The following is an 11,391-nucleotide window of genomic DNA, read 5'->3' as shown; positions in this document are numbered from 1 at the left end:
GTGGACCCGCATGATGCCGCTGGACGGCGAACCCGCCGACGTCGTGGCCCGCGTCGAGCGGTACGACGCGTGGCTGGCCGCCAGCCCCGACGTACCCAAGCTGCTGGCCGCGTTCGAGCCGGGCCCCGGCGCCATGACCGACCGGCGGGCCGTCGCCTGGTGCGAGGAGCACATCGCGGGCCTGGAAGTGTCCCGGCACGGGATCGCCGGACACCACTCACCGGAGGACCGCCCCCAGGAACTGGCCGCCGCGATCAACGCGTGGGCCGACCGGCACGGCTGGGGGAAAGGAGTCTGAGAGGGCGGTGCCTCACCGGAACATTCTTCCAATACAGGGGCGGGACCCAACTGCGACAGTGGTGGCCGAAGGACAAGCGGAGGACAAGCCAACGACGAGCGAGGAACAAGGGGGAATGCCATGCGGGTTCTCGTCTCCGGCGCCAGCATCGCCGGTCCGGTCCTGGCGTACTGGCTGAACAGGCACGGATTCGACGTCACCGTCGTCGAGCGCACGCCGGCCCCCCGGAGGACCGGCGGCCACGCGGTCGACCTGTTCCGGCCCGCGATGACCGTCTCGGAGCAGATGGGCGTCCTGCCGCGGATCGAGGAACGGGCCACCGGCACCCACCGCATGACGGTTCGTCAGGAAGGAGTGCGGCGGCCGGTACGGGCGGACCTGTCCAAGATCTTCGGCGCGGCCTCCGACCGGCACGTCGAGGTCATGCGCGACGACCTGAGCGAGATCTACTACGACGCCACGCGCGACGACGTCGAGTACGTCTTCGACGACTCGATCGCCGAGATCTCACCCGACGGGGAGGTGCGGTTCGAGAACGGCGCGCCGCGCCGCTTCGGCCTCGTCGTCGGCGCGGACGGTCTGCACTCCACCGTGCGCCGCCTCGTCTTCGGCGACGAGTCCCGCTTCGCCACCTTCATCGGCGCCCACCTCGGAGTGCTGAGCCTGCCGAACGTCACCGGCCTCGACGGAGAGCTCCTGCTCCACGTCGGCGTGGGGCGCACGGTCGGCATGTACGGGGCGCGGCACATCGGCGACGCACGCGCACTGTTCCTCTTCCGCAGCGAGCGCGCACTCGACGTCCACCACCACGACGTGCCCCGCCAGAAGGAGCTGCTGCACAGCGCTTTCCGGGGGATGCACGCCGAAGTGGACCGATGGCTGGACGAGCTCGACAGCACCCCGGCCTTCTACTTCGACTCGATCACCCAGATCCGCATGGACACCTGGTCGCGGGGGAGGGTGACGCTCGTCGGCGACGCGGCCCACTGCCCGGGCCCGGCCGTCGGCGGCAGCACCACCCTCGCGGTGGTCGGGGCGTACGTCCTCGCCGGGGAGCTGGCGCGCGCCGACGGCGACCACACGGTTGCCTTCCCCGCCTACGAACGGGTGATGGCGGAGTACGTGCGGGCCGGCCGTGCCTCCGCGCTGAGCGCCGCGAAGACCCTGATCCCCACCTCGCGCCTGGGGGTGCGCGGGCTCGCCCAGGGCGCCCGCCTGATCTCGGTCCTGCCCGCGGGGCCGGCCCGCGCCCTCCTCCGCCTCACCACCAAGAGCGCCCGCCTGTACAACTCGATGACCATCGACGACTACGCACCGGCGCGGCGGCCGCAGCGGTGAACCGGGCCGGGGAACCGCGGGGCCGGTTCGTCGCCGGCCGGCCCCGCAGCCCCGGAGTCAGGCCTCCTTGCCGAAGACGAGCACCTCGGTGGAGGCGACGCCCATGCGGGCCAGGAAGCTGGCCTCCAGGGTGCAGCCGAGGGAGGCGAAGAGGTCGACGCACGTCCGGCGGGGCAGGGCGGCCGGATAGGAGTCGTGCCCGTCGCCGCCCTCCGTGGCCCAGGTGCGCATGGTGTCCGGGGCCAGACAGGTCTCCGTCATCGCGTCGAAGACGATCCGGCCACCGGGCCGCGTGACCCGCGCCATCTCGAAGAAGTAGCGGGACGTGCCGAGGAAGGTGAGGGTGTTGAAGACCTTGTGGGCCTGCACCAGGTCGACGCTGGCGTCCGGCGTCGCGGCGAGACTGCATCCCTTCGTCGGCTGGGCGACCACGCCGAACGTGTCCACCAGGTAGTCGGCCCAGGGCTCGGCCGTCTCGTAGATCTCGTAACGGCCCGGCGCGCACTCCTTGAGGGTCTTCTCCAGATACCGCCCCGACCCCGGGCCGATCTCCAGCACCGTGTCCGGTGCGGAGGAGAAGACGCCGAGCGCGCGGAGTGCGTCGATGGTGGACTGGGTCGCGCCGGGCGTCCCGTTCATGACGTCGTCGATGTAGTCACCGACCGACAGGCCGGCCGACCTGGCCGCCCGCATCGTGGCCTCGAACGGCAGGAAGTCGTCCACTCCGCCACGGTTGTTGGTGCTGCGCACGATGTCGAAACCGGCACGTCCCAGGAGCCGTTTGACCCCCGACCTCAGTGCGGCGGTGCCCTTGCCCGGTGTCTTCATCGGTCCTGTCCTTCCTGGACGGCCGGCGCCGCCGCGAGGCGGGTCCGGCAGGGGGCGGCCCGGGTGCCGCCGGGCTCCGGGGCGGACGGCGTCGGCGTGGTCGGCACAGACGTGAGCACCATGCGTACGGACACGGTCCGGTCCCGGCCCGGCAGGGGCGAGCCGCAGACTCTGAACCGGGACGCGCGTTCCCTCAGGTGCGCGATGGCGGGCAGGCCGCACGGGCCCGCCCCGATGGCGACGACAGGACGCGTCGTCGTACCAGACGTGCGAGACATGAGTTTCCCCCCTGGCGCGGCACTCACGCAGAGTCGGGCCGCGCCCTGGCATGGATGTGCAGGGTCGTACGTGCAGAAGGCCACCGGTCCGACGGGACTGGGCAGTACTCAGACGGTCAGTGGCTGGAGTCTGGGCGGGCCACGGCGCAGGACCGTGCCGGCCGGGAAGAGAGTCGCGGGCGGAACCCGCTCGGGCCCGGGAGCGGTCCGCCACGCCGCGCGCACCACAGCGGGTTCCTGCGATACGGGCAGCGGAACGAACAGGCGCCGCAGCAGGATCCGCAGCGCCTCCCAGCGTCTCCGGCCCGCCGCGACCAGAACGCGGCGGCGGCAGGTGTCGACGCCGTGCAGCACGACGGCACACAGCGCGGCCGGCGCGACGGCGTGCACGGGCGACGGCCACACCTCGTGGGTGGGCACGCGCACGGCGCCGTCGGCCCGCACGAACCAGTGACTCAGCACCGCCTGACAGACGAGGGCCAGGTGGTGCGTCATGACCGCGACGGCCGTCCCCAGGATCGAGAACAGCCCCGCGCGGACAGCGGCGACCAGCGCCGGACGCGGCACACGACCGCGGCGGCGCACACGGTACGCATGCCCAGATCCCCCCATGACTCACCCATGATGGGGCGTATGCCGCGCCCTGTCATCACCGCACGGCCCCAATTGCCCCTGGCTTCATGCCCGTTGACCATACCGAGCTCATCAATTGTCCTTACTTCGGTGGTTTGGGGCGCGCGCCGGGTCCAGGGGGACGCGAAGGAGCTCACGGCTCGGGACCGGACGGGCATCGGCGGGCTCCGGCTGCTGCGCAGTCCTGGTTCTGCTGTGCGGAATCCGTATGCGGCCGCCGAGTCCCGCCTTGCACGCTGAGGGCTGTGACGTACTCCTTCATCGCCTCGGCCTGCCGTGCAAGGCCCGCTGTCCGGACGAGGAACCTCCCAGGTCCCGGTCTTCCCCCACTCCCTTCTCCCGACGTCCCAGGTCCCGACCGATCCGGGGACGAGGTGACCGCGTGAGAACGACCATCGCGGACACGGTCGACGCGGCCGTGGCCGGCATCGAGGACGGGGCGACCGTCCTGGTCGGCGGATTCGGGCTGGCGGGCATGCCGTTCGACCTCATCGACGCACTGATCCGGCAGGGCGCGGGCGATCTCACCGTCGTGTCCAACAACGCGGGCAACGGCGACGTCGGTCTCGCCGCGCTGCTCAGGGCCGGCCGGGTGCGCAAGGTCGTCTGCTCCTTCCCGCGGCAGAGCGACTCCTACGTCTTCGACGAGCTGTACCGGGCCGGACGGATCGAGCTGGAGGTCGTGCCGCAGGGCACCCTCGCCGAGCGGATGCGCGCCGCCGGGGCGGGCATCGGGGCGTTCTACAGCCCGGTCGGTGCGGGCACCCCGCTCGCCGACGGCAAGGAGACCCGCGAGATCGACGGGCGCGTCCACGTCCTGGAGCACCCCATCAAGGGCGACGTCGCGCTGATCTCCGCCCATCGGGCCGACACCATGGGCAACGTCGTCTACCGCAGGACGGCCCGCAACTTCGGCCCCGTGATGGCCACCGCGGCCACCACGGTCGTCGCCCAGGTCGGCGAGATCGTGCCCGCCGGGCAGCTCGACCCGGAGAGCGTGGTCACCCCCGGCATCTACGTCGACCGCGTCGTACGGACCGAGGTCCGTCGACTCACCGTGCAAGGAGCCCGCTGATGACGACCGCCGCAGGATGCCGGGAGCACCCCGACCTGGCTCCGCTCACCACCGAGGAACTCGCGGCCCGCATCGCCCGGGACATCCCGCCCGGCTCGTACGTCAACCTCGGCATCGGGCAGCCGACCCGCATCGCCGAGCACCTGGCGCCGGACGCCGGGATCGTGCTGCACACCGAGAACGGCATGCTCGGCATGGGCCCGGCCGCGACCGGCGACGCCATCGACCCGGACCTCACCAACGCCGGGAAGGTGCCCGTCACCGAACTGCCCGGGGCGGCCTACTTCCACCACGCCGACTCCTTCGCGATGATGCGCGGAGGCCACCTCGACGTGTGTGTCCTCGGCGCCTTTCAGGTGTCGCACCACGGCGACCTCGCGAACTGGCACACCGGTGACCCCGACGCGATCCCGGCCGTCGGCGGCGCGATGGACCTCGCCGTCGGTGCGCGCGAGGTCCTGGTGATGATGAAGCTGTTCACGCGGGACGGCGCCGCCAAGCTCGTCCCCGCCTGCACCTACCCCCTCACCGGCGCCGGCTGCGTCAGCCGGGTGTACACCGACCACGGCGTCTTCGAGCCGGGGCCGGACGGCGTCCGCGTCCTGGAGACGTACGGCACGACGGCCGACACGCTCGGCGAGCGGCTGGGCGTCGGCCTGATCCGGTAGGCGGCCCCCGTCCCGGCGATCATCTGCGTCTGCGTCAAGGTTCCGTACACGACGTTAGGATCGTGACCATGGCGAACCTTCGTGAGGCGCAGAAGCAGATGACGCGCCGCCTGCTGCTGGAATCGGGACTCGACCTGTTCAAGACGAAGGGGTACGCCGCCACCAAAGTCGACGACATCGCGAAGGCGGCGGGCACCACCCGCGTCACCTTCTACGCGTACTTCCCCTCGCGCAGCGACCTGATGAAGGCGCTCATCGACGAACAGCTCAACGACGCGCTGCAGCGCGTCCGTTCACCCGAGCACGGCTCCACGGCGCAGGGTCTGGTCGCCACGGTCACCGAGGGCACGCCCGAGGCGATCATGGCGTGGCTGCGGCAGGCCGCGGACAGCTGGCCGACGATCCGGCCCATCATCCGCATCGGCCGCGACGCCGCCGTGGTCGATCCCGACCTCACCGACCTCGTCGAGCGCTGGCTGGAGGAGGCCATCAGCGACATCGAGGACGGACTGACTGCGGCCGGCCGGCTGGAACCGCACCAGCGCCACTTCCGCGGAGTCCTGGCGATGGCCGAACTGGACTACGTCGCCCAGCACTGGGACCGCACCGACTGGAAGCTCACCCGTGAGCAGATGCTCGACGAGCTCGGCGCCAGCTGGGTCCGGCTCCTCGCCTGATCACGGGCGCCGCGCGGCGTCGAACAGCAGGGACCGCAGCCACTCGACGACGTACTGGTCCGTGAGCCGGGGGTTCCAGACCATGTCGATGCCGAGTCCGGGCAGCGGGAACGGGAACTCCTCGATCCGCAGACCGGAGAGCGGCGCCATGGCCTCGGCGACCCGCTGCCGCAGCAGCGCGACGCCGCCCGCGCGGGAGACCAGATACGGCACCAGCAGGAAGTCGGACACCAACTGCCCGACCCGGTAGGGGATCTCGCGCTCGTCGAGGACGGCGTACGGGAACACCTGGCGGCCGGTGTCGACGACGACGTGCGGCTGGGTGGTCAGGAGGTCGAGCGCGCTCGCGCCGGCGGGGGTGTCGGGGGACGCGACGACCACGCACCGGTCGTCGTACAGCCGCTCGCGCGGGAACGGCGACACGTGGCCCTCGGAGACGAGGGTGACGTCGACGCCGTGGTCGGTGAAGGTGGCCTCGGTCGGCACCGTGAACGTCCGCAGACGCAGGGTCACGCGTGGGGCCCGTCGCCGGACGAGCCGGGTCAGCGGGGGACCGATCACGGACGCCGTGCTGGTCGTCATGGCGACCGTGACGACGCGTTCGTCGGTCGACGGGTCGAAGCTGGGGAAGTTCACGATGTGCGCGGCCTGTTGCAGGACGCGGCGCAGCGGCGTGATCAGTTCCAGGGCGTGCGGGGTGAGCGTGACGCCCTTGCCGTGCCGGACGACGAGTTCGTCGCCGAGCAGGCGGCGCATGCGGGTGAGGGCGTGGCTCATGGCCGGCTGGGACAGACCGACCCGCTCCGCGGCCCTGGTCACCGAGCGCTCCTCCAGCAGGGCGAGGAGGGGCACCAGCAGGTTGAGGTTGACCGAGGCGAGCCGGTCGAGACCCGAACCCGTGGTGCCCGTTCCGTCGTCAGCCATGGCGCGAACCCTACGTCGTCGGCTCCGTCATCCGGCGCAGCCGGGGGACCGGCACCCGCAGGCCGAGCGCGGCGGCCGTCGCGCTGCCGTCGGCGTGCGACCAGCGCATCAATGCCGGTCCGCCGCCCGGCTCACCCTCCAGATAGGCGGGCTCTCCGGCCGTCGGCAGCCGTCCGGCCGCTTTGAGGCTCAGGCCGAACTGCTCGGTCCAGAAATACGGCTGGAAGCGCAGCGGGGGAGCCTGGTCGCCGTGGAGCAGGGCCCGCGCCGCGGTTCTGGCCTGCTCGATCGCGCTGCTCCACAGCGGGACGCGGCGCACTCCGTGCGGGGTGGGGAAGGCCGCGAGATCGCCGACGGCCGCGACGTCCGGCCGTGCCAGGCCCCGCACGTCGACCGGGACGGCGCCGTTCGCGGTGAGTCCGGTGTCCGCGAGCCACTCCGTGTTGGGGATGTCGCCGACGGCGCTCACGATCAGCTCCGCTTCGACGGCCTCCCCGCTGTCGAGGACCACCCGACCGGCGTCCGTGGTCCCGTCGATCCGCGCGGCCGTTCCGGTCCGTACGAGAGTCAGCCCGCTCGCGAGTGCCGCGGACACGAAGACACCGGCGAGGTGCGGGCCGAGCTGGTGGGTGAGCGGAGTGCCCTGGGAGACGAGGGTGGTGCGGCAGCCGGAGCCCACGCACGCCGATGCGATCTCCATGCCGAGCGGGCCGCCGCCGATCACGACGACCGTCGGTGCGGACGCGAGACGGTCGCGCAGGGCCACCGCGTCGTCGAGCCCCCGCAGGGTCGCCTCGCCGGGCAGGCCGGACAGCCGCCGGGCCCGGGATCCTGTGGCCAGGACCAGCCGGTCGTACGGCAGGTCCGTGCCGTCGTCGAGGGCGACAAGCCGCCGGTCGAGGTCGAGTCGCGTCGCGCGGACGCCGAGCAGTTCGGTCGCCCCGTGGCCGGCCGGTGGCAGCTCGTGCGCGGTGCCGGCGTTCCTGTCGCGCAGGAGCGCCTTCGACAGAGCGGGGCGGCTGTACGCCGGGTGCGGCTCGTCGCCGACGATGGTCAGGTCGCCGTCGAACCCGGCTTCGCGCAGGGTGTCGGCGGCGGTCAGTCCGGCGATCCCGTTGCCGACGACCACGATGCGGCCGGCCGCGGCGGTGCTCATGCGATCCTCAGCGCGGCGACCGGGCAGACGCGCACGGCGGCCTGCGCCGTGGAGGCATCGGTGTCCGCCAACTCTTCGCGGTCCAGGACGAGTTCGCCGTGCTCGTCGAGGTGCATGAGCTGGGGTGCGGCCTCCTCGCACAGGCCGTGGCCCTCGCAGCGCGGGCGGTCGAGGACGATCTTCATGCGGGGACCACCTCCAGGACGGGGAGCCGCTCGATGCTCCGGGTGATGTTGGCGGGGACGCGGACCTCGGGGCCGACGACGAGGCGTCGTACGCGCCGTGCCAGTGCGTCGATGACGGCGTGGGCCTCCAGTCGGGCGAGTCCCTGGCCGGCGCAGCCGTGCGGGCCGTAGCCGAAGGCGAGGTGGTCGACCGGGTTGCGGGCGACGAGGAAGGCGTCGGGGTCGTCGTAGTGCCGCGGATCGCGGTTGCCTGCGCCGAGCAGGAGGGCGACCTGGGCGCCTGCGGGGACGACGAGGCCGTCGACGACGACGTCCCTGGTGGTGCGGCGTCCCCAGGCGTTGACGGGCGGCCAGTGGCGCAGCACCTCGTTGAAGGCGGCCGGTACCAGGGACGGGTCGGCGCGGACCAGGTCGAGCTGCTCGGGGTGCTCGGCGAAGAGGGCGACGACGTTGCCGATCGCGGCCACGGTGGTGTCGAGGCCGGCGCCGAGGTACTGGTGGATGATGTGGCCGGCCGTGCCGCCCGGCACGGCGCCGCGGGCCTCGGCCTCGAAGATGCCACGGCCCACGGACCCCGGGGCGAGGTCGTCGGCGGTGACCTGTGCGCACCACGCGTACAGCTCGCCCGCGACCGGGAAGTTCTCGGCGGTGCGCCGGTTCATCGGCCCGATGACCTGCATCGCCGCCTGGCCCCAGCGCAGCATGTTGGTGCGCACGTGCCCGGTGAAGCCGATCAGGTCGGCCACGACCTCCAGCGGGAAGGCGCGGGCGAGCGCGTCGACGGCCTCGAAGGAGCCCTGGTCGACGAGTTCGGCGACGAGTGCGTCGGCCTTCGCCTCGATGCGGCCCTTGAGCCCGCGCAGCGCACGGGGCGTCAGGTTCTCGGTGAGCGCCGCGCGCAGCCGGGTGTGTTCCGGCGGGTCGGAGGCGAGGGAGGTGCCCGTGAGGGCCTCGTTGGCCGCCGGGTTGAAGGCGATCGAGGTCGAGGAGAAGGACTCCCAGTCCGCGAGTGCGCCGCGTACGACCTCGTAGCGCGTGAGTGCGTACAGGTCGTTCGCGGGGAGCCGGACGACCGGACCGAGCTCCCGCAGCGCGGCGTACGCGGGATACGGGTCGACGACGACGTCGTCGGCGAACAGGTCGACGTCCGAGGTGGGTGGGGTGCTCATGGGCTCAGTGAAGTGGCTCGACCCGTATCGAACAAATGAATGATTGACATGTCGAAGTATGCGCGCGATTCATTATTTTTTCTCGGTGTCTGTTTCATTGACTCTATGTAAAGCGAATGGCTAACGTGAGTGCAGCCACAGGGTGCTGAGCACCCCATCCCGCACACGTGAGGCAGGCATGAGCGGCAAGAGCAACACTGTGAACACCGTCCTCGGGCCCGTGCCGGCCGGGGAACTGGGTGTCGTTTCGGTCCACGAGGCGCTGCTGTCCGTGGTCCCGGGCGCCGAGCACGCCTTCGACATCACCATCGACCGCGCCGAAGTCTTCGAGACCCTCGCCGCGAAGCTGACGGACTTCCGCGCCCACGGCGGCGGCACCGTCGTCGATCGCACCGGTATGTTCCACGGCCGCGACGTCCGGCTGTACGAGGCCCTCTCCCGCGCGACCGGCGTGCACGTCGTGGCCTCCACCGGCCAAGGGCCCGAGGAACTGCTCGGCGGCTACTTCCTGACACCGCAGACGAACCCGCCGACGCCGTGGCCCGCCGCCAGGTTCGCCGACCTGTTCGCCAAGGAGGTCACCGAGGGCATGGTCGTGCCCCGCGTCGAACGTCGCGGCGCCGCCGGGCTCGTGGCCACCACCGCGACCCGTACGGGGATGACCGCGACCGACGAGAGCCTCTTCCGCGGCGCGGCACGCACCGGCCTGAGCACCGGCGTCCCCGTCTCCGTCCGCCCCGGCGCCGACGCCCTCCACGACCTCGACGTCGTCCTCGACGAGAAGCTGCCCGCCGACCGGGTCGTGGTCGGCGATCTGGACCGCGTCGACGTCGTCGCCGCAGGCGCCCCCCTGGACATCGCCCGTCGCGGCGCGTACGTCGCCCTCGACCACGTCGGCGCATCGGACCCCGATCACCTCGCCGACCCCGAACGCGCCGCACTCGTCGCCGAGTTGGTGCACGCCGGGCACGGCGACCGCGTCCTGCTGTCGAGCGGCGCGACCGGCGTGGCCAAGGGGCACCCCGGCAACGACATCGCCTACAGCCACCTGCTGACCGACTTCGTCCCGCTCCTCACGGCGCAGGGACTCGGTGACGACGACGTGCGGCGGATCCTCGTCGACAACCCGCGCGACCTGCTGTCCGTGCGCTGACCGCACCGACCCGCACATCCATCAAGTTCCCCGCCCCGAAGGTGAGTTCTGTGTCGCGAGTGAATACCGTCCTGGGACCCGTCCCGGCCGAGGAGCTGGGGCTCGTGGCCGTCCACGAGCACATCGGCTACGGCATGCCGGGCTCCGAGCTGGACACGCAGTGGTGGCGGACCCCGGAGCGCCGCTACGAGGAGACGGTTCCGAAGCTGCGGCAGTTCCACGAGTACGGCGGCGGCACCTTCGTCGACGCCACCGGCATCTGCAACGGCCGCGACGTCGACCACTACAAGTCGCTGTCCGCCAAGACCGGCGTGCACATCGTCGCCTGCACCGGGTTCGTCGGCGGCGACACCGCCCTGCCGCACTTCGCCCGCGCCGACGTCGACTACCTGATGCGGCAGTTCGTCCACGAGATCACCGTCGGCATCGCCGGCACCGGCAGCCTCGCCGGAGTCATCAAGGTCGGCGTCAGCCGCGGCGGCCGGATGACGGATCTCGACAAGCGGATCTACCGGGCCGCGGCCCGCGCCGCCCTCACCACCGGCGTACCGATCCTCACCCACCTCGCCATCGACGCGGAGAACGCGATCGCGATCTTCGAGGAGGAGGGACTCCCGCTGCACCGCGTGCTGTTCGGCCACGTCGACGACGGCGTCAACGCCGACAAGACGCGCGACGTGTGGATCGCCGAGCAGGGCGGCCGCATCGGCTTCGACACCTTCGGCTACGAGACCGAGCTGCCGGACCCGCCGTTCTGGGCCCGCCCCCGCCAGGAACGGCTCGACCACTTCCTGCGGTTCATCGGCGACGGCCGCCTGAAGCAGGTCCTCGCCTCCGCCGACGCCAACTGCAGCCCGCTCGGCTGGCCCGGCGTCAAGGGGCACACCGTCAACTACATCTTCGAGGACCTCATCCCCGACCTCCGCGACGCCGGCCTCGACGAGACCGCCATCAGGACGATCTTCGTCGACAACCCCGCGGACTTCCTGACCGTCCGGAACTAGAGAGA

13 protein-coding genes and 1 pseudogene are annotated in these 11,391 nt (G+C 71.8%); 7 read left to right on the top strand and 7 right to left on the bottom strand.

Going from position 1 to position 11,391, the window contains the following annotated elements:
• A pseudogene (locus M4J07_RS27770) lies at positions 1 to 298 on the top strand (haloalkane dehalogenase); the annotation flags it as partial.
• A gap of 120 nt (positions 299 to 418) precedes the next feature.
• Positions 419 to 1,636, top strand: a complete 1,218-nt coding sequence (locus tag M4J07_RS27765; RefSeq protein WP_255975925.1) for an FAD-dependent monooxygenase — start codon at positions 419 to 421, stop codon at positions 1,634 to 1,636.
• Positions 1,637 to 1,693: 57 nt separating this feature from the next.
• Here the strand turns inward: M4J07_RS27765 and M4J07_RS27760 are convergent, their stop codons facing one another.
• The 3 genes from M4J07_RS27760 to M4J07_RS27750 all read right to left on the bottom strand — a co-directional run bounded on the left by M4J07_RS27760 (position 1,694) and on the right by M4J07_RS27750 (position 3,237).
• The gene (locus M4J07_RS27760; RefSeq protein WP_255975923.1) at positions 1,694 to 2,464 is read right to left on the bottom strand and encodes a methyltransferase domain-containing protein; all 771 of its coding nucleotides are present in this window, start codon (positions 2,462 to 2,464) and stop codon (positions 1,694 to 1,696) included.
• A complete protein-coding gene (locus M4J07_RS27755) occupies positions 2,461 to 2,742 on the bottom strand; it encodes a hypothetical protein (RefSeq protein ID WP_255975921.1) in 282 nt (93 codons plus the stop codon). The genes M4J07_RS27760 and M4J07_RS27755 overlap by 4 nt, the downstream gene beginning before the upstream one ends.
• A 108-nt stretch (positions 2,743 to 2,850) precedes the next feature.
• Positions 2,851 to 3,237 (bottom strand): hypothetical protein, encoded by a 387-nt coding sequence (locus M4J07_RS27750; protein WP_255975919.1) that lies wholly within the window; start codon positions 3,235 to 3,237, stop codon positions 2,851 to 2,853.
• Between the two features lie 520 nt (positions 3,238 to 3,757).
• Here M4J07_RS27750 and M4J07_RS27745 point away from each other — a divergent pair.
• The 3 genes from M4J07_RS27745 (at position 3,758) to M4J07_RS27735 (ending at position 5,795) form a co-directional block, all read left to right on the top strand.
• Positions 3,758 to 4,450, top strand: a complete 693-nt coding sequence (locus M4J07_RS27745) for a 3-oxoacid CoA-transferase subunit A (protein ID WP_255975917.1) — start codon at positions 3,758 to 3,760, stop codon at positions 4,448 to 4,450.
• Entirely contained in the window at positions 4,450 to 5,118 is a 669-nt protein-coding gene (locus M4J07_RS27740) for a 3-oxoacid CoA-transferase subunit B (protein WP_255975916.1), read from the top strand. The genes M4J07_RS27745 and M4J07_RS27740 overlap by 1 nt, the downstream gene beginning before the upstream one ends.
• 68 nt (positions 5,119 to 5,186) lie before the next feature.
• Positions 5,187 to 5,795, top strand: coding sequence for a TetR/AcrR family transcriptional regulator (locus M4J07_RS27735; protein WP_255975914.1), 609 nt, complete (start codon positions 5,187 to 5,189; stop codon positions 5,793 to 5,795).
• Here the strand turns inward: M4J07_RS27735 and M4J07_RS27730 are convergent, their stop codons facing one another.
• Genes M4J07_RS27730 through M4J07_RS27715 form a run of 4 tightly spaced genes read right to left on the bottom strand, consistent with a single transcriptional unit; the run spans position 5,796 to position 9,229 of the window.
• Positions 5,796 to 6,719 (bottom strand): LysR family transcriptional regulator, encoded by a 924-nt coding sequence (locus M4J07_RS27730; protein WP_255975912.1) that lies wholly within the window; start codon positions 6,717 to 6,719, stop codon positions 5,796 to 5,798.
• Positions 6,720 to 6,729: 10 nt separating this feature from the next.
• Positions 6,730 to 7,875, bottom strand: a complete 1,146-nt coding sequence (locus M4J07_RS27725; protein ID WP_255975910.1) for an NAD(P)/FAD-dependent oxidoreductase — start codon at positions 7,873 to 7,875, stop codon at positions 6,730 to 6,732.
• A complete protein-coding gene (locus M4J07_RS27720; RefSeq protein WP_255975908.1) occupies positions 7,872 to 8,060 on the bottom strand; it encodes a ferredoxin in 189 nt (62 codons plus the stop codon). Before M4J07_RS27720 ends, M4J07_RS27725 begins: the two co-directional genes overlap by 4 nt.
• Positions 8,057 to 9,229 carry a cytochrome P450 gene (locus M4J07_RS27715; protein ID WP_255975906.1) on the bottom strand — a complete coding sequence of 391 codons (1,173 nt, stop codon included), beginning with the start codon at positions 9,227 to 9,229 and terminating at the stop codon, positions 8,057 to 8,059. The genes M4J07_RS27720 and M4J07_RS27715 overlap by 4 nt, the downstream gene beginning before the upstream one ends.
• Positions 9,230 to 9,407: 178 nt before the next feature.
• Between M4J07_RS27715 and M4J07_RS27710 the strand changes: the two genes are divergently transcribed.
• Positions 9,408 to 10,382, top strand: a complete 975-nt coding sequence (locus tag M4J07_RS27710) for a phosphotriesterase (RefSeq protein WP_255975904.1) — start codon at positions 9,408 to 9,410, stop codon at positions 10,380 to 10,382.
• Between the two features lie 50 nt (positions 10,383 to 10,432).
• The gene (locus tag M4J07_RS27705) at positions 10,433 to 11,386 is read left to right on the top strand and encodes a phosphotriesterase family protein (protein WP_255975902.1); all 954 of its coding nucleotides are present in this window, start codon (positions 10,433 to 10,435) and stop codon (positions 11,384 to 11,386) included.
• Positions 11,387 to 11,391 lie beyond the last annotated feature (5 nt).

Source organism: Streptomyces longispororuber (genome assembly GCF_024448165.1).
Lineage (GTDB): Bacteria > Actinomycetota > Actinomycetes > Streptomycetales > Streptomycetaceae > Streptomyces > Streptomyces longispororuber_A.
Note: the sequence above shows the minus strand (reverse complement) of the source record. Positions and strands in the feature narration are given on the sequence as shown.

Excerpts from the sequence above, each read along its gene's own strand:
- M4J07_RS27765 (WP_255975925.1), top strand. The coding sequence starts at position 419 with ATGCGGGTTCTCGTCTCCGGCGCCAGCATCGCCGGTCCGGTCCTGGCG.
- M4J07_RS27760 (WP_255975923.1), bottom strand. The coding sequence starts at position 2,464 with ATGAAGACACCGGGCAAGGGCACCGCCGCACTGAGGTCGGGGGTCAAA.
- M4J07_RS27755 (WP_255975921.1), bottom strand. The coding sequence starts at position 2,742 with ATGTCTCGCACGTCTGGTACGACGACGCGTCCTGTCGTCGCCATCGGG.
- M4J07_RS27750 (WP_255975919.1), bottom strand. The coding sequence starts at position 3,237 with ATGACGCACCACCTGGCCCTCGTCTGTCAGGCGGTGCTGAGTCACTGG.
- M4J07_RS27740 (WP_255975916.1), top strand. The coding sequence starts at position 4,450 with ATGACGACCGCCGCAGGATGCCGGGAGCACCCCGACCTGGCTCCGCTC.
- M4J07_RS27735 (WP_255975914.1), top strand. The coding sequence starts at position 5,187 with ATGGCGAACCTTCGTGAGGCGCAGAAGCAGATGACGCGCCGCCTGCTG.
- M4J07_RS27730 (WP_255975912.1), bottom strand. The coding sequence starts at position 6,719 with ATGGCTGACGACGGAACGGGCACCACGGGTTCGGGTCTCGACCGGCTC.
- M4J07_RS27725 (WP_255975910.1), bottom strand. The coding sequence starts at position 7,875 with ATGAGCACCGCCGCGGCCGGCCGCATCGTGGTCGTCGGCAACGGGATC.
- M4J07_RS27720 (WP_255975908.1), bottom strand. The coding sequence starts at position 8,060 with ATGAAGATCGTCCTCGACCGCCCGCGCTGCGAGGGCCACGGCCTGTGC.
- M4J07_RS27715 (WP_255975906.1), bottom strand. The coding sequence starts at position 9,229 with ATGAGCACCCCACCCACCTCGGACGTCGACCTGTTCGCCGACGACGTC.
- M4J07_RS27710 (WP_255975904.1), top strand. The coding sequence starts at position 9,408 with ATGAGCGGCAAGAGCAACACTGTGAACACCGTCCTCGGGCCCGTGCCG.